Origin of the sequence: Vibrio sp. 10N.286.51.B11, assembly GCF_041469245.1 — a bacterium.
Classification (GTDB): domain Bacteria; phylum Pseudomonadota; class Gammaproteobacteria; order Enterobacterales; family Vibrionaceae; genus Vibrio; species Vibrio crassostreae_C.
The window spans coordinates 107,429-125,818 of the sequence record NZ_JBFRKI010000019.1; the positions used below are offsets into that span (position 1 = coordinate 107,429).

At 40.9% G+C, this 18,390-nt stretch carries 14 protein-coding genes and 1 pseudogene; 1 reads left to right on the plus strand and 14 read right to left on the minus strand.

Translation table 11 applies throughout. The annotated features are described in order from the left end of the window. Positions 1–396: 396 nt before the first annotated feature. The 10 genes and pseudogenes from AB4154_RS10535 to AB4154_RS10580 form a co-directional block, all read right to left on the minus strand. A pseudogene (locus AB4154_RS10535) lies at positions 397–674 on the minus strand (hypothetical protein). 702 nt (positions 675–1,376) lie between these two features. Continuing rightward, the gene (locus tag AB4154_RS10540) at positions 1,377–3,545 is read right to left on the minus strand and encodes a polysaccharide biosynthesis tyrosine autokinase (protein ID WP_372122947.1); all 2,169 of its coding nucleotides are present in this window, start codon (positions 3,543–3,545) and stop codon (positions 1,377–1,379) included. Positions 3,546–3,686: 141 nt separating this feature from the next. Continuing rightward, entirely contained in the window at positions 3,687–4,127 is a 441-nt protein-coding gene (locus AB4154_RS10545; RefSeq protein ID WP_372122950.1) for a low molecular weight protein-tyrosine-phosphatase, read from the minus strand. An 87-nt stretch (positions 4,128–4,214) separates the two neighbouring features. Further along, positions 4,215–5,348 (minus strand): polysaccharide export protein, encoded by a 1,134-nt coding sequence (locus AB4154_RS10550; protein ID WP_372122952.1) that lies wholly within the window; start codon positions 5,346–5,348, stop codon positions 4,215–4,217. Positions 5,349–6,144: 796 nt separating this feature from the next. Further along, complete coding sequence (locus tag AB4154_RS10555; RefSeq protein WP_372122954.1) at positions 6,145–8,409, minus strand: YjbH domain-containing protein; 2,265 nt, start codon at positions 8,407–8,409, stop codon at positions 6,145–6,147. Beyond that, positions 8,409–9,335 (minus strand): capsule biosynthesis GfcC family protein, encoded by a 927-nt coding sequence (locus tag AB4154_RS10560; protein WP_372122956.1) that lies wholly within the window; start codon positions 9,333–9,335, stop codon positions 8,409–8,411. The genes AB4154_RS10555 and AB4154_RS10560 overlap by 1 nt, the downstream gene beginning before the upstream one ends. 21 nt (positions 9,336–9,356) lie before the next feature. After that, on the minus strand, positions 9,357–10,061 hold the full coding sequence (locus AB4154_RS10565) for a YjbF family lipoprotein (protein WP_372122958.1): 705 nt from the start codon (positions 10,059–10,061) through the stop codon (positions 9,357–9,359). Between the two features lie 112 nt (positions 10,062–10,173). Further along, the gene (locus AB4154_RS10570) at positions 10,174–10,419 is read right to left on the minus strand and encodes a hypothetical protein (protein ID WP_372122960.1); all 246 of its coding nucleotides are present in this window, start codon (positions 10,417–10,419) and stop codon (positions 10,174–10,176) included. 268 nt (positions 10,420–10,687) lie between these two features. Next, the gene (locus AB4154_RS10575) at positions 10,688–11,236 is read right to left on the minus strand and encodes a sugar transferase (protein WP_102394212.1); all 549 of its coding nucleotides are present in this window, start codon (positions 11,234–11,236) and stop codon (positions 10,688–10,690) included. A gap of 113 nt (positions 11,237–11,349) precedes the next feature. Continuing rightward, the gene (locus AB4154_RS10580) at positions 11,350–12,294 is read right to left on the minus strand and encodes a UDP-glucose 4-epimerase family protein (protein WP_372122962.1); all 945 of its coding nucleotides are present in this window, start codon (positions 12,292–12,294) and stop codon (positions 11,350–11,352) included. Between the two features lie 171 nt (positions 12,295–12,465). On the opposite strand from AB4154_RS10580, the gene AB4154_RS10585 reads away from it, so the two are divergent. After that, a complete protein-coding gene (locus AB4154_RS10585) occupies positions 12,466–14,334 on the plus strand; it encodes a polysaccharide biosynthesis protein (protein ID WP_372122964.1) in 1,869 nt (622 codons plus the stop codon). Between the two features lie 21 nt (positions 14,335–14,355). On the opposite strand, the gene AB4154_RS10590 is transcribed toward AB4154_RS10585, so the two are convergent. From AB4154_RS10590 to AB4154_RS10605, 4 genes are read right to left on the minus strand one after another with little or no spacing between them, the layout of a single operon-like run. Beyond that, on the minus strand, positions 14,356–15,519 hold the full coding sequence (locus AB4154_RS10590; protein WP_136974360.1) for a hypothetical protein: 1,164 nt from the start codon (positions 15,517–15,519) through the stop codon (positions 14,356–14,358). A gap of 43 nt (positions 15,520–15,562) precedes the next feature. Further along, a complete protein-coding gene (locus tag AB4154_RS10595) occupies positions 15,563–16,750 on the minus strand; it encodes a CDP-glycerol glycerophosphotransferase family protein (protein ID WP_136974361.1) in 1,188 nt (395 codons plus the stop codon). A 28-nt stretch (positions 16,751–16,778) separates the two neighbouring features. Next, positions 16,779–17,174 carry an adenylyltransferase/cytidyltransferase family protein gene (locus tag AB4154_RS10600; protein WP_136974362.1) on the minus strand — a complete coding sequence of 132 codons (396 nt, stop codon included), beginning with the start codon at positions 17,172–17,174 and terminating at the stop codon, positions 16,779–16,781. Next, positions 17,167–18,381: a CDP-glycerol glycerophosphotransferase family protein gene (locus tag AB4154_RS10605; RefSeq protein ID WP_372122967.1), complete on the minus strand. Its 1,215-nt coding sequence runs from the start codon at positions 18,379–18,381 to the stop codon at positions 17,167–17,169. The genes AB4154_RS10600 and AB4154_RS10605 overlap by 8 nt, the downstream gene beginning before the upstream one ends. Between the last annotated feature and the right edge of the window lie 9 nt (positions 18,382–18,390).

The window sequence follows — 18,390 nt, forward strand, 5'->3', positions numbered from 1 at the left end:
ATATTCTTAATTCTTAATTCTTAATTCTTAATTCTGAGAGTCATTTACTCATAAAAATGCCTCAGTTGTATTAAACACACTGAGACACTTTTCACTCATTTTGAGACAGTCTATTTTCGACAATCCCTTATAAAACCTAGATTTTGCTGTCTTTTTAAAAACCGCCCCAATAAGCCGTAAAAACAACCTTTCTGTGGCTTGTAGCGCTTTTGACTTGCTAACGAGCTGAATTTGGGTACGCTACCGCCCTTAGGTTTGGCTCCTAAAGGCAATAGTCACAATTTGTTCACTTTATGCGGTTTTCATACGGTTTCAAATATGCGGAGCATTCTAGCAAAGTAAGTGCATATTAACCAGTTTGAAATTGACTCTGGAATGACAAACAACTCACTACGCCTACAGCCTACAGCAGCATCGTACGTTTTGTAGGTGGAGCGTCGCAGTAGCACTATCGATATAAATAAAAATATTGCCGTTTCGGTACAGCGAGACGAAGCTTGAGTTATTGTTCACAACAAATAACGCTTTAATCTCGGTGCGAGTTAGCCTTTGTGGGTGGTGGTTAACTAGCAGGCTTCAAGAACTCGCTAATACGCCCCTCAACTCGCGCAATCTCTTTTGCTAAAATGGTTGCTTTTTCTTCCGTTGTCAGTTTTCAAGCTGATATCGTCCATTTTCCCTCTCTTAATTCTACTTGTGTTTCGTGACGTTTTTTTGTCTGTATACACGTTTGGTCTGCCTTAACTTTTGGCCGAGTGAACAAGCGCTTAGTCTGTGAATAATCGAATGGTTACTGCTTAAAATCCGAGCTCGACAACTTGGCTTGGGCGCTTCTTTTGACCAGCCATCACAAAGTAACCAATGTGCTCAGAGGTTTTGCACTTATAGGGGGTAATGTACAAACACGCTTGTATGGAATGTAGTTCTTGATTTCAGATGAGAATATTAAGTGGTATAAAGATTGGGGCGTGAATAAGGCGTGCCCGGTTACGGTTATGGCTTGAGGAGCGGATGCGAGTGACGGGTAAACGAGTAGCGAAGAGATTAAGAGCGGAAAAACAGAGATGGATATTGGATAACTTCTGAACCCGCCCCTATTAGACTCCGTCTTTCCAGAATTGAGGGACGAAATACTTGGAATCTCAATGTCACGCGCAATTTACATGTTTGGTACCCACGACGAAAAGAGGCTCCCTATCACGCTCGTGCCTCGCTGTAGGGAATGACGCCGTTATTTTTTACTATTAGGTGAAGAGATAATATACAAGTAAACGGGATGCGGAGAGCGGCGCTTTTCGTATCTCGCCACTCGAATCTTGTATCTGCCTTTCAGCTCTTCGTTACCCGATTACTCGCATCCCGTTACTGCTCTTAATTTATTTTTTGTCGCTCGAATACGAATAGTTGTAGTAACCGTAGCCGTACGAGCTTGATGCTTTCTTCTCGATGGCGTTGAAGATAACGCCTTTCACTTCGATGCCCGATTGTTCGAAGCGGTTGCGAGCTACATCGATCTCTTTAATGGTGTTTTGACCGTAACGCGCGACCATTAATGTGGTGCCAGCGAAGGCGCCAACAATACTTGGGTCGGTTACCGCAAGTACGGGCGGGGTATCAACAATCACCAAATCATACTCTTTCGATGCCCATTCCATTAGTTCTGCAAAGCGTGGGTGCATCAGCAGCTCTGATGGGTTCGGTGGCACTTGGCCGCGAGTAATAATATCTAGGTTCTCTACCGGTGTGGTTTTCACTGATTGAGCGAACTCTTGCTTGCCGCTCAGCACATCAGAAAGACCATTGTCCCAGTTCACACCAAAGCTTTGTTGTAGGTAACCTTTACGCATATCGGCATCAATCAACAATACCTTTTGGCCTGTTTTTGCGGCTACTGCGGCAAAGTTAGTCGAGATGAATGATTTACCAATGCCCGGCGCAGGGCCAGAAATCATCAAGATGTTGTTTTTCGCTTCGAGCATTGCAAAGTGTAAGCTGGTACGAAGGCCACGCAGTGCTTCAACCGAGAGGTCAGCAGGATTAGATTCGGCAAGCAGAGCTTCGGCCCCCTTAGTTTGTCGCTTCTTTGATTTAAAGCGATTGGATAGCTCAATCTGTAAATCAGATTTTGGTACCGCTGCATAAACAGGTAGGCCGATTTGTTCAATTTGATCGGGGCTTTCAACACCACGGTGAAACGCTGCTTTCACCAACACAAACGCCACACTTAACATGCCACCCAGTAACGTCGCTAATACAACAATCAGTGACTTCTTCGGCTTTATCGCACCCGCATACGCTTGTGCATCATCTAAGATACGAACGTTACCTACAGTCCCAGCTTTGATAATACTCAACTCTTGAACCTTATTTAAAAGCTGAATGTAGATCTGTTGGTTTACTTCAACATCGCGCGTCATACGTAGTATTTCACGCTGTGTTTTAGGTAACTTTTGAACTTGTTTATTTAAACGTTCTTTTTCTTCAAGAAGAATATTTCTTTTGTCCAATAAAGATTTGTACGTAGGGTGATCCTTAGTAAAACGCTGGCTGATTTCACTTTCTTTAAACGTTAACTCATTCAATTGCGCCTCTAGCCCAACCACCAGCCTCAATGTTGTCTGCGCTTCTAAACCTAAATCAATGGAGTCATTTTTTTGACGGTAGCTATTTAACGTATCTTCGTAACTGTTTAATTGAGACTTAATCCCAGGCAGGTGGCTTTTTAAAAAAGAAAGGCTCTTCTCTGCTTCCGCCGAATTACGCTGAACGTTTTGTAAAAAATAGGTTTGACTAATGTGGTTGAGTATTTCAGAAATTTGTTGTTTGTCCTCACCTGCAAAACTCAAATTAAGAATACCGGTTTGTCTACCTTGTTCAGACAAAGATAAGGATGCCTTTAACCACCCAATGGCCGCAAGGCGACTACGTTTTCCAATAGAAAACTCAAAACCATTTGTCGATTCAAAGCCTGTTACAAATAAGCTGTAATCGCCTGCTGTTGCAAGTTCACCTACTTGACCTTTCAAAATCACGCGCTCATTGTCACGAACCAGTTGGTAAGTGCCTTGCTCTGCATCTAAAATTTCAATTTTGTGGGCACCCGTCGTGTATCGAGGAAGTACAAAACGGCTGACTTCAATGCGGTTGATGTCGCCTTTTAAACGGGCAACACCCTTACCAATATAAGGCATGTAGATAGGTGAGGTAACGGTGGTCAAATTGAATTTATCAACAGTTTCGCCCAAGATCATACGAGATCTAATGATCTCAATTTCTGCCGGCACAGAAGAGTCCTGCGAGAACATATCTCCCATGTCACCCACCATCGATGAAATACCGCCAGAGCTCTTTTTTTCTATTTGAATCAGCGAATCCGCTTTGTATATCGGCGTCGAAAGCAAAGCGAGCGCAATACCAAAGATAGCAAAAACAAATGTGGTGAGCATGATTAGCCACTTAGCATCCAGCAAGATACCAAGTAATTTCCCTAAATCTATTACATCTGGACTATTTGAAGACGGTTGCTGAGATGTTTGTATTGTCATCAGATTGCTACTTCCTAAACTAGTATTTTGGAGAGAAGTTAAACACGGCTTGTATACCTTATCTCTCATGTGATTCTATTGCTGGCGACAAAACTGAACTGCTGAACTGCTTAAGTAAAGAGTATCTAAATAAAATGACAGTTACAGTTTTTTCGCCCAAACTTGTGCTGCTTCGTCAATAAGCTTATAGGCATATTCAAAAGCTTCACGACTTTGACGATACGGGTCGGGAATGTCTGTTTGGCCAATCCACTGACCAAACAGCATGGTTTTACCACGCGCTTCCGGTGATATTTGAGTGAGCGCTTCCATATGGCCCTTCTCCATAACCAATATCAAATCATACTGGGCACAAAGCTGTGGTGTAACTTGCTGCGACTGATGATTTTCAACATCGACACCATTTTCAGCGGCAATTAAAATCGCCGTGTCGTCTGCTGGCTTGCCGATTAAACGACTTTTTTCAGCAGCGATACCGGCAGAGGCCACTTCTTTGTTTGGGAGTAGTGTTTGTAGAACACGTTCTCCCATGGGTGAGCGGCAGATATTTCCGACACACACAACTAAAATTTTGTTAAACATAACTAACTTCTAACTTCTAACTTCTAACTTTAATGAAACTTATAAACATGAAAAATCAGGTTACACGTTAAATGTAACCTGACCTCACTACCAATCGCGAACGCGCAATACAGATTCAGATAGTTCATTGAAGCCGGAAATGGTTGGGAGCAACTGACTTATCACTCGGTTCCAACGGATAACAGGTGCAGCAGTAACATAAACGATATCATATGGCTTTAAATCAAATTCGGTGCCGATCACCAATGCCGAGACATCTTCCATATTCAGTTGGTAGATATCCGCCATACGTTCCGATTTATCATCTGAAGTACGAATAACAAATACACCTGTAGCATCGGCTGCCAGCTGATCAATACCACCGACATTACTCAAAGCTTCTGTTAAGCTCATACCTGCACGGTCAATCTTCAACAACTTAGGATCGTTCACTTCACCCATAACAAATATTTTTTGAGCATCATTGCGAGGAACGTGAACAATATCACCGGCTTGAAGTAATCTATTTTGAGTCAAATCACCCTTTTGCATTAGCGCATATAAAGAAACATATTCTTGCGCACCATTACGGGTTAATGAAACATTTCGCCAATCAGCCTCTTCAGCCAAACCACCTGAACGATTTACTGCATCCAGTAATGTTAAAGGGATATTAGTAATCGCTTGTTGCCCTGGAGAATCAACTTCCCCTGTAATGTAAGTTCTTTGAGAACGAAAACCCGCGACATTGACATCGACTTGCGGACTTTCAATATATTGCGAGAGACGTTTAGCAACGTCAGTTCGAATCTCATCTACCGTCTTGCCTAAAACATTAACACTACCAATGTATGGGTAAAAGATAGTGCCGTTTGAACGAACCCAATTACCCGCCTCTTCAGCGCTACGGTACGAACCTGCTGGAATGGTCAATTCAGGGTGATCCCAAATGGTAATATTTAGAATATCACCGACACCCACTTGGTATTCATATTTTGCAATTTCAATATCTAATGAAGGATTAGCTTGAGAAGCTGATAGAGGTTCACTTCGATAGCTTGATACCGATTGAGCCGTGAGTGGGTAAAGGTTAACCACGTCAGAAACATCAGACTCTTGCTGTTCCTCTGACGGCTGAATTACAGTCTTATTGTCAGTTGAAAGGTGAGTTCCTGGAGTCGTACAACCTGCGAGCAATGCAGGAAGGAGCGCTATAAGGAGACGGTTTTTATTAATCTTCATGTTAACCAAGTCATAGAAACGGAGTGTGTCGTGATATCCCAAAGGACACCCAAAGAAGTTAGAGCGAATAATTTTATCAGCTACGCAGGATTTAATAGAGTTAAGGAAGGCTACTATTGTGACTTCGCTTCCACTTAACATCAAAATAGGGACGCTACCGCCCCTTGATATTCCGCGAGATCACACTGCGTAGTTAATCTGCCCCTAGCAATATTGAACTTGCATAGGCGAATTTCATCTAAAACGTAGCAAAAAAAAGAGCGCTTGCTTCGGTTAGTTTAATCCGTAAGCATTATCCACAATCTGTGGTTATTATCAACCTAGTTGAATGGTCTTAAGGTTAAATAGCTTAAGAGCAGATGCGGGATGCGAGTGAACTAGATGCGAAAAGCTAAAGGGCAGATGAGAGTAGCGAGATACGAGTAAACGAAGAGCCTAAAGCCGTGTCGGGATGCTTTTAGCTCCTCCCCTTTATCACAACTGTTGCTTGGCAGAAAATACCAACATAAGGGGAGGCAGGGAGGGGTTGGTAACACATAGATTAACGTCCCCCTCTAACTCCCCCTTTGATGAACATCACCGTTCACAAACGAACGGCGTTCAAGGGGGAGAACCAAAAGCTAGGCCCGTCGCAGGCTTAATTACTCTCACCTGCTTTAAAGCTCTTCAAAACTCGGTTACCCAAACCTCGTTACAGCCCTTTCCCGGCTCTTCGTATCCCGCTTACTCGTCACCCGAATCTATCTTTTTTCTCTCTTCGATACCCGATTACTCGTTACCCGCATCTGCTTTCGATCTACTTAACGCTACTTGGTCTTTGGAACCAAGGTGAGCGCGCATCGGTTTGATCGAACAAGTTGTATTGCTTATTCAGCACTTGGCCGCCGTCACGCGTGATTGGTAGCCAGGTAAAGCCTGCGCGGCTTGAGCTTGGTTTCACGGTAACGAGATCAAACGGAATCGACACGTAGAAGCCTTTGGTATAACTGCCTTCACCGTACTCTTCGGTTGTCATGTCGGTTAAGCTTACAAACGCACCGGCAATAACGCCACTCTTGAACTGCTTAGAGAAGTCGACACGAGTCCCGACATCACCAGCAAGGAATTTACCGACCCCCACTTTGAGTAAGGTATCGCTCAAGAAATCCCATTGTGGGGTGTAGTAGCCGGTAATAAAGCCAGTTGTGCCTTTATCAATCACCTTGTAGTAAGCCTGATCTTTTTCATGGTATTGCAGTTCTTCATCAAACGTACCAAACCAGCTTTCTGGATCTCGCTGGCTGATCGCCGTCATGTCTGCACCAATCGCCCAGTTTTGGTTAAATGGTCGATACAGAATTTCACCGCCGACGCCAGCAAACATACTCTCTAGGTAACCACCGTAGGCTTGGGTGTAGATACCGTGACCGTAATCCTCAAACCAAGTCAGTTGTAAGCGATCTAAGCGAATGGCTTCGTCTGCATATGAACGGAAAAGTGTTCTTACTCGTGCGGTTTGAGCTGTGCCATCTGTTGGAATTTCGTAATTAAACTTGTCATAGTTGTCTATCAAATTCACATACAGAGAACCGGATAATTCGATACTATTTGACGCCCAGAACGAAGCATTGGTGTATAAACCCAAACTGTATAGGTAGAAGTTTTCAGATGAACCAAACGACTGGGCAAGGTGCGGTGTAATCGACACATCGAATCGCTCTCGCCCATCGTGATAAATAACGGATTTCTTACGCTTTAGTTCGTGAGTGTTTGTTGCATCACTGGTTTGAGCATTAAGGTAACGGTTGTTCGCTGCCGCTTTGAATGCTTGTGCATCTACCGTTGTCTCGGTGAGTTCCAACGATTTATCATTTTCAATTATTTTGTAAGTATCAATGTAACTTGGCACCTCATTCGCGATTACTGTCGCACCGCGTTCAACGGCGATATCTCTGTCTCGGTATTTAACCTGAGTGCCCTTTACTACAATGCTGTTATCGTCGACCAAGATCTGCGCTTGTTCATAGCCAGCGATCGTTTCAAGTTGGCCTGCAAGGGCCGCCATATCAATGTCATCAACAGTCTCGACACCACTTGGGCGCAACTCTGCTGTTTCGGTATCTCTCCACACGGAATACATTTCATTAAAGTTGGTCGAGAGGTCGAAGCCAAGGGTTAAAGTATCACCTCGCTCGTAACTCACTTTAGCTGAACCCCAATCAGTGAAACGGTACACAGCACCCACATTCCATGGCGTGTGTTGTGTCATGTCGACACCACCGCGTACTACTGGGAAGTCTTGAGAATAATCATTGCCATCGTATTCAAGCTTCAGGGTCAAAGGCTTATAAGGGGTTTGATATTCAAAGCCGCCATAAACCGCTGCATCGCCTTTAAACCAGCGTTCAAAGTCAACACTGCCACCATTGCCCTTACTGTCTGAAGGGCGATCACAATACTTGTCACTGGCTTTACACAATGGGTTGGTGAAGTTGCCACTGGTGCCCATGTATCCCCAAGCCATACCCAAGGTAAAGTCAACAGGGCCGAAGCGTTTAGTGGCCGCAACAAATTCGCCATCAAATAAACCGGTACCACCAAAATCACGCATACCGACCGATACTTCCGGTAAATAGTACCCTTCTTCGATTAAACGCAGTTTAAAGTCGATGCCTTTATCTGTGTATTTAGTACAACCACTGAATGAGTTTTGAGAACAATCTTGGTCTACGCCTCCGCTATAAAGCAGGTCTTGTACTTGTGTATAACGAATAGTGGTTTCAAGCCAAGGCATCACTTGTAGGCTGACGTTATAAAAATAGTATTCGTTATTAAACGAGGCGCTAAAGTTAAACTCACCTTCTGGTGCCATTCGGCCTGTTGGCATTTGCATTAGGCCGACACCACCAAAATTCATTTGCGACGTTCTGTATTCTGTGTCGTCGAATGATGATTTTTCTGCTCGAATCGAAGAGGAATCAATGGTTGTTTCTGAAAAAACAGAAGTGCTGTTCGTTATTAACAAAGCGCAGGTAACCGCTGTGTACACTGCCGATAGAGGGAATGATTTCTGTTTCAGCATTACAGGCCAACCTTATGACGTAGCAAATCGACAATATCCTGGTTCAACGTTGAGTATTCTGATGGCAAAGAGTAAAACGCCATAAATACGATAGCACCTGGCGCTAAATAAACTGGCTGTTCGTTCCAGTATGCGTATTGAATGGTTTGTACCACGCCATCTGGCTGAACAACATAAGCCACGCTTTTATCTGCAGATTCACCAATAAAGCCATTCGGCAATGCATCGAGATAATCATTCAACGTTCCATGCTCAATCAGATTCATTGTTACCGACTCTTTCATTGCCCCCATCAACTGAATTGACGTTGGTCGTTGTGGTAAGTACAGAGAAAAGGCTTGAGTTTGACTGTCTGACGGCTTGTTAGTATGAGAACTTGAAACAAGCAGTGGGTTCTTATCTGATTGAGAGATAACGGCATTACGGTCTAGCTCAATAAAAACTCGATTGAGATATCGGAAAGAAGCTAATTGTTGCTTTACCAGTTTTGCTTCTGGTTCTTCTACCGCGAAAGCGTCAAGCTGGTTAAATACATTGCGCTTTTTGGCTTCGATAGCTTGGTTAGCTTCTTTAAATCCAGTAACTGCAGTCGCTTCAGTATTGGTTATATCAAACAGTTGAGCCGAAAGGGGGAAGTAACCAATAGTACCGTTAGCGTTAGAGCTCGCATTCGCGTTTGCGTCGTCTAATACACGAAGCAGTCGAACGTTAGTTTGATACTCAAGCGTCACACCTTGAAGAGGAAGCTCGATTGTTGTTTTAATCGACGAAGAGCGTTCAGGCGTAACAAGATCAGAAGCCGAAGAAGCGGAGCTCAAAGCAAATAAAGCGCTGATCATTAACAGAGCTCTCATCGTTAATAAAGTTCTCACCAATGGCAACCGACGTCCCATCATTTTTGATGTATGACTCATATAATTCATCATTTTAGTTCATTACCCTGTTCGTTAATTGCTTTGATAATGCTTAAGGACGGTTAACTCAAGCCTTGTCATATCAGGGCCTAAATACTGTATGGTTTTTACCACTTTGCCTTCGCTGTCGACCCAATATTCGTTGGTGATGTCTTGTTCTAATATTGGGAATTGAATTTTTTCTTGGAATTTCTTGGTATCGATAGACGCTAACGGAGTTTCAACCGTGTCATTTCCCACATACGTTCGGGTGATGTTCGCTTTATAGCCGAATCGATAGTTAGGTTGCCAGTCGTAAACCGCTTGCCATTTTTGAGCTCCGGGGTTGGCAGACACATCAAACGCAGAAGAAGAATCGGCTGACGAATTGTTTGCAGAAGAGAATGTATTTAACGGTTGGAATGCCAAACCAGATAGGTTTTCGTAAGGAAGCAATAGCGTTTGTACAATACGTCCATTTTCAGTGACGATCATCGCTTTGTCAGAAGACATCCACTTTAACTGCTCTGCGCCCGTTTGAGGGTTTTCACCGACGTAGGCCAAAACCATGAAGATTTTGCCTTGGTCGTTTACTTCTGCATAAATGCTGGAATACGGTAAGGTTTGAATGTATTCCTTAGACAGCTCAACATCGGAGCTTCCAAAAAAAGCTTCATCAAAAGTGTAATTAACGTCTTGAAACTGCTGAGAACAACCAGCAAGAAAAAGACCAAGGGATATGATTAGAGGTTTAAGCATGACGAGTTCTGCTTCCTAGCAATCTGGTTGCTGATTCCAATATAAAAATCTGATATAAAAAAACCACTTTATGCTTTCACATAAAATGGTTTATACGCCCGACAACAAAAAACTAGTTAGTTGTTGTCGTTACTGTTGCGCCGCCATCGTTAGAAGCAACCGCTACTGCTGCTGCAGCCGCTACTGCTGCTGTCGCTACCGCTACTGTTGTTGCTGTGCCTGCTGCTGCTGCAGATGCACCAGCGCCTGCCGCTGCACCTGAACTTGTACCAGTGCCAGCTGCCGCTGTAGTTTCAGCTGCAAATGCAGCACCTGAGAAGCTAACTGCTAATGCAGCTGCTAGAGCCATCTTTTTCATAATGATTTCCATTAATATAAACGTTCATATGCAGAAGATGATTTTCACACCCTCAAACAGTTGCTCAGCTTAAACAACTGATTGATCATGATAGATAATAACCACAATCAAGTAAATGGATAAATCATAAGCAATACCTTATAAAGCAATATTTAGGAAATAGCGTCACATAAAAATGGCCTTAGAGACTGTGGAGGTCAACAAAGCTATGTTTGTATAACGCAGAAGCCAGTACCTATGATCATAAGAGAGCGTAAACCATATCTAACTAAACCCTGTCGCCCGAACCTTTACCTAGTACGGTTTGAATAATGTATTGAAAGTACAATTTAGTACTCAACGTCTGAATCATGCGTTGATCCCACTCCGCGAGTTTTTTCGGTGTCGACATGTCGATATCATTGATTTGAGCTAGTCCGGTTACGCCAGGCCTTACCGCCAGCACGCCTCTCGACTCTCTTTCATTGATGAGCTCTTGCTGATTGAATAAGCATGGTCGCGGACCAACCAAACTCATTTCACCTTTCAGGACGTTGTATAACTGTGGTAGTTCATCCAGTTTCGTTTTACGCAGGAACCCACCTAGTTTAGTTACAGAGCTCGCCCCAACTAAGTGAGTCGCAACAGATTTTGTTTCCACTGGCATAGTGCGGAATTTAACTAAAGTGAATGGCTTTTTGTTGCGACCAACTCGGGTCTGAAAAAAGACAGGAGAACCCGTATCAAAATAGCCGAGGAGACAAATAACAACAAATACAGGCCAAAGGAACAACAAGCCAAAGAAAGCAAAAATAAAATCGAACAAACGAATCAAAATATGTGTCCTATCAAATTCGGATTGAAAACGTGGGGGCACTATAAGCACCACTAATCAATAAAGGATACCTGAAAAATTTATGGACAAGAAAGCCATAAACTACCTAAAACGCATCAATGCGACTTCAAGTAAGCTTCTACGGTTCTTTTGATCCCTTGTTCAAAACTTACAGGGGGGTTCCATCCCAATATCTCTTTCGTCAAACCTATCTCCACTTGGAGGTTGCCGCATATTCTTTGGGCTATGTGCTGTCTATTTAAAACTGACGATCCAGCTTGTATCCAAGACATTGGGATTGGAATTAATCGCGGTGATTTCCCAATAGCATGAGCGATGGTTTGCATCAATTGAGTTGTCGATACATCCTGATCATCAGACGCTAAGAAGGTATAGCCCGGAGCTGAAGGGTGCTCGCAACAAGTTAGTATCAAATCGGACAAATTATCCAAATAAACCAAGCTTCTCTGGTTCTTTATAGCACCAAACGGTAACGGAATGCCTTTATCAATCAAACGCATCATAGATAAGAAATTTGCTTTGACGCCAGGCCCATAAACTAATGGAGGCCTAATGATAACCACTTCTAGCCCTGTCTCTTTTGAAAGCTTAGCCAACTCAACTTCAGCTTCATACTTGCTCAAACCATAAGGGTCTTGCGGAGTATTCTTTAAATTCGGTTCAAAGGGTAAATTTGGCTCACTGAATTCACCGTTAACTTTAATAGAGCTGACAAATACAAACCTTTTAACGCCCGCTACAGCGGCTTGCTTCGCTAGGTTCAAAGTGCCAAGGGTGTTGATATCTCGATAGGCAGTTAAAGCACCTTGCTCACTCTCATTCATTTGATGCACTCGAGCAGCACAATGAACAACACAATCCACACCTTCGAATGCACCAGACCAATCGGTAGAAGCATCAATGGAAGGGATAACCAAGCTATTAGTTAGTGGCTCTATTTGCTTACGCACAACCGGAATGACTGCCCAGTCACGCTCTTTAGCTAACTCAACAATTCTAGAACCTACAAAACCAGTACTACCTGTGACTAAAATATTCATAACAAAACGGCCTCAATAGAACAAATAATGAGCGAAATTAATAGCAATGCTCCTGAGCACCACAGAACCATCAATAACATCTAGCTTACCGCACTCAACAGCATTAAAATATCTTGAATAAAAACATTGTGCAGCGATTGCTAAACAAATATCAATATCTCAGGGACAACAATGATCAAGCCAATACGAGCAATTCTCAACACCAAGCGGAAAAATAAACGCTTAATTAGTATTGGTTACGACATCTTTGCAATAGCAATGTCTATTTATCTTGCTATTGCTTTAAGGCTAGGTACATATACATTTGAGCTAGGGCTAGACGAGTGGGTCACATTACTTTTGACAATTTCAGTCACGGTATTCACCTTCGCCAAACTTGGCATGTACCGAGCAGTACTACGCTATATGATGTTTCCTGCCGTCGGTAACATCTTCCTTGCTGTATTTATCTCATCTCTAACCTTAGTTATGAGCGGATTCTTTTTTCATACTTTTATCCCAAGAAGCGTTCCATTTATTTACGCTGGGTTAGCGATTCTGACCTTAGGTGGGCCAAGGATAATGATCCGCTCTGTCTATGATCAGATGATCAAACGCAAAAAACCCAATGTATTTATCTACGGTGCCGGGGCTACAGGTCGCGAACTTGCATATGCTCTAATACACGGCGATGAATATAACCCGGTTATATTATTAGATGACGACCCGAGCAAAAGGGGCAATATCTTATTTGGGCTAAAAGTCCATCACCCAAGCGAATTTGAGCATCTTCAATCTCTTTATCAGCCAGTAAAGCTATTACTAGCAATTAATAATATTAATAAAGGTAAACGATTAAGACTCGTAGAAAAATTATCTGATTGGCCTATTGCTATTCAGTCAGTACCATCAGTAGAAGATATTGCAGCAGGTAAAGCTACAGCAACAGAAATTAAAGATCTCGACGTGGCAGATCTATTGGGTAGAGCGCCCATAACACCTGACAGTGAATTGCTGGCAAAGAATATTCACAACAAGAGTGTCATGGTAACCGGTGCCGGTGGCTCAATTGGTTCAGAGTTATGTCGTCAAATCTTGGCGCAGCAACCTAAAACATTAGTTCTATTCGAACTCAATGAGTACAACCTATACAAAATTGAACAAGAACTACTTTCTACAAAGAAAAACTTAAAGAGCCAAACTCAGATCATTGCCGCTCTAGGTTCAGTCCAAAGACAGAACCGTCTTGAAAAACTCATTAATACATATGAAATTGAGACCCTGTATCATGCTGCCGCATACAAGCATGTCCCCCTAGTCGAAGACAATGTCGTAGAAGGGATCCGAAATAATGTTTTTGGGACATTATCCTGCGCGCAAGCTGCAATAGAATGTGGTGTTAAAAATTTCACTCTCATTTCTACAGACAAAGCCGTGAGGCCAACGAATGTAATGGGTGCAAGTAAACGGATGGCTGAACTCGTTCTTCAAGCGCTTGCAGATAAAGGGACAGATACTGTCTTTACCATGGTCAGGTTTGGCAATGTGTTAGGGTCTTCCGGATCGGTAGTGCCACTTTTTAAGAAGCAAATTAAAGCTGGCGGCCCTGTTACTGTGACGCACCCTGATATCATCCGTTATTTTATGCTAATACCAGAAGCTGCACAGCTTGTCATTCAGGCTGGTGCGATGGGAAACAATGGACAAGTTTTCGTACTGGATATGGGTGAACCCGTTAAAATTCTAGACCTTGCAAAACGCATGGTACATTTAATGGGAATGAAGGAAAGCCTTAATTCAAGCTCGGATGAAGGTGATGTTGAAATCAAATTTACAGGTTTAAGACCCGGTGAGAAGCTATATGAAGAGCTTCTCATTGGTGACAATGTCGAAGGTACTAGCCATCAAAAAATCATGACAGCAATGGAAAGCAAGCTCAGCTGGCCAGAGATGCAGATTCTCTTAAACGAACTAGACGAGTGCTGTCATGATTTTAATGTGGAGTGTATTAAGCGAATCTTAATCAATGCACCTACAGGTTATGTCTCGACAACAAAATAACTCCCTAAGCAAAAAAAAGATTCATCGCTTGAAGCATAATAGTCGTTTTAAACGTGATAGAAGCGAAGTGCGGTTCAGTTTTTCATGGTACTCTTGCACCTTGCACTTAATCGAAGGGTTGGTCGGATTTAAGTCATAGGCAAGGTTTATCAGATCATAAGCTAGTCTAATATTTTCCTTTTCAAGCCTTAAAGCTTCACTTTTTAAATACTTAGGAATAGGTGTAGACTTTTGATGATGGAGACGAATAATTAGCTGATAAGCTTCAAGCAGCATTGAATTCAAAGTCGAATGATCGATTTGGTGATTCCTTTCCATAACCCGATCCTTATAAAACGAACTATCCCACCAAGCACTGTTTTCACATATATTTTCATTGACAATTAACCGTGAGAGCTCCACGTTACTCTCTCTAGTCTTTTCTAATAGTGACTCAATATTCGATTTACTAAGCACCCAATTAGCCTTTGTTCTGCTCTTTAGGTGCTTATTTAATATCAGTTCTTTCGCAGCATTATGGACCCCAGTCCTAAGCTCACGGTTATCAGTCATAAATGTCAATAACTCTTGGCTTGATGCTTGATTCGATTTTGGTACAGGAAGGTTGCTACCATTAAAACCCACGATCCTAAATACTGAATCCATTACGTTATCAGACAGGGATAAAACATGTACCTTATTGATATAAGGTAATGAGTTATAGAAATTGTATGCATTTAACCATTGCTTTGAAACATTCTTTGAAACATATTCATCTTCGCTAATCCCTGACCAGCGCCCCCATTGCCACCAGGCACTGTTCATCCAAAGAACTGGAGGACGAACAACCATAATAACTTCAACTGTATATTTCGAAAGAACTGAGGAAAGGTAAGAAAATTGCTCTTCTGATTCTATCCATAATTCGTTAGAGAACAAGATAGATTGATAACTTGAGCTTAGTTTAGTTAATGAGAGTTCAAAATTAGCCAGGAATAGTCGATCTATACCCTCAAGCGAACAGGACTTTCGATAGCCGGAGGCAATATTTTGAGCCTGTACTCTTAATTTTCTTCCAGTATCGATGGTACCATCTTTATTAAGACAAGCGTAAGCGAAAGTATCTTGCTTGAAGTTTTTAGAGAAGAAGCTTTGTATTGAACTACTCGCACACTTTCCCACACCAATATGTAAATAAATTTTCAAGTTATCCCTACCAGCACACATTATCAATAGTAAACTCTAGTTTCTAGAGAGCTTTGTTACATAATCCAGATATTAATATAGCATTATTTTTACAGTGTTCAGACTGTACAGCGTTAAGTATATTATTAACAAACTCTCTCTGTTCATAATAGTAGCTATCTATATTTATCAAGTGAGTCAATTCTTGCAGAAAAACATTAAAGCTCTCAGGTTTAGGGCCAGGAGTATAATTAAAATAGTCGATAGAAAAACCAACTTTTTCATTATACTCACGATAATCATAAGGTAAAAAAAGAATTGGCTTCTTCGTTAACAAATAATCAACATAAATACTGGAATAATCGGTAATCAGTAGGTCAAAGCCAGATAGTACTGTGTTTATATCGTCAACATTAGAGCGATCTAACAACCTAATATTGGAAGCACTTTGTAACAAATCCAACTCATCCCCCTCAAAATTGGGGTGTAAACGTAAATATACCAAAATTTCATTTTTGATGAGAAAGTCATTAAACTTTTCCAACTCAAAATCAGAGAAAGGGAATAGTATTGTTTTTGAGTATGGACGCCAAGTCGGGGCATATAGAATATTTGTTTTCCTAATATCTAATAAGTGATTACAATTAACCAAATCATTAGTAGTAATCAAGTCATTTCTCGCTTGAGCAGCAATCACAACTTGATCCCAATCAACCCCCAAACACTCCTTCCAATTTTTATTAAAGTGCCTTGATGTTGAAAAAAAATAGGAAAAGTTAGTTTTTATTATCTTGTAATAAAAATATTTTAACAAACCAGTTTTCGACTCGCTTAATCCTACATTTTTTAGTGGAGCTCCATGACCCAAATGGATTACAATTCTGTTTCGATTCAAAAAGACTCCACCAATAGGTGTTTCCAAAGAAGAAGTAATCCAAACCTTAGCCCTGAGAATATAAAGAATACCGGTAATCGAGTGAGAAGAGATGAAAAAATCACCATACTCACTTATTAAAGCCTTTCTTTTATTTTCATCATTAATCACAAACCTACATTGAATATCTTTCCTTTCCTTTAGGAAGTATAGAAACAATGATTTAGAGTTGTGATTAAATTCAGTATTAAACTCGGAACTAAATATATAAATCCGGTCATCCCTAATATTAAACAAAGCATATATCAATCCAGGCAACAACCCTAGGATTATATTTAAAAACCGGTTAACAATAAACTTGTATTTATTTAACTGCATAACTATATTCTAGGAACTCTAGCTTTTATTATATGGATTTAACAATCTCTATAATTTCTGTTGTAGATATAGAAGGGGTTCTTGGAAAGTAAACAACTTCACATATATCTGAAAACTCATCAAATTTTCCTTTCCAGTCATCGCCCATAGCTAGAATATCAGCTTTAAAAAACTCAATATACTCTCTTTTCTTTTCTAAAGACTCTTCAAAAAAAACTTCATCTACAAACGACATTGATTGCACTATTTTTAATCGATCATTTTCTTTGTATATCGGGTAGCGCTGTTTTTTGCTAAAGTTCAATTTATCACTAGATACACCAACAATTAGAGTATGCCCTAAAGATGCACATCGCTCTAATATATTAACATGTCCAACATGAAAGACATCAAATGTTCCGAAAGTTATTACTCGTTTACTCATTAATTAAACCTATTTTTTTTAGTACTCGCAAAGAAGAATGGCCATCTTCAAAAGGGTTAAAACACAAATTAAAAGATTCTAAGTCAGAGGATAGCTTACAATTTTTAATCGCTCTAGATAACATCTCCATATCATCTATAACTTCGCCAGGCAGGTCTTTATCCACATTTAAATAAAAGCCTCTAACATCATTTTCATAGCTTTCTCTATCAGGCATATAAAATAAGACTGGACGTTTCAAGATAGAAAAATCAAAGAACACACTAGAAAAATCTGTTATTAGTATATCTGTAACCAAGAGTAAGTCATTGATATCATTTATATGACTAACATCAATAAAGCTATCACTCACCATGAGAGAGTCAACAAAATAATGACCGCGAAATAAAAATATGTAATTAGAATCGAAATTATTAAGAAAACCCTCACAGTCTAGAGAGTTACTAAAGCGATAAGTGGCTTCCTTAACTTTTTGGTTATCTCTCCATGTTGGAGCATAAAGAACTATAGTCTTATCTAGAGGTAAACCTAGTTTTTTCTTCAAGAGCAAATCTCTGTCAACCTCTGAGCCTTTTGCCAATATGTCATTTCTAGGGTAACCCAGTTCTATAATTTTATCTTTTTCTATGTTAAAAGATGAGCAAAATTTTGAGGTCGCATAAGGGCTAGGTGAAATAAAATAATCATAACGTGAAGAATCAACATTATAGCTATAACATAACCCCTTTGAACTGCTGAGAGAGTAACGTTCAACGGTAATATCATGTCCCAACTTTTTTAGTGGGGTTCCGTGCCAACACTGGATATACTTTTGCGTCGATTTTTTTACAATTTTAAAAGGTAAACGACAATTCACAATCCAATAATGGCACCTAGCGTACTCACGATAATATTCATTCGTACCATAATAAACCACCGTTGTATTAGTATGAGACTTTATCCACTCTAGGTTTTGATTATTTGGAGAATCCAAAACCCAAACAAAGTTTAATTCTGGACGCCTCTCATATAACTCTTTAAAAAGCGCTAAAGGAGAATCACTAACATTTCGACCATTAAAAACCTCAAATATCACACGGTCTTTCTCAACACTTACATGGCCATACCTTACCTTAAATACTGCCTGAGAAAGTCTAACAAAAATAATCTTTAAAACTAAATCTAACCATTCAAACCTAGAAAGTGATTTTTTAATTAGATTATTCACCCTCCTTCC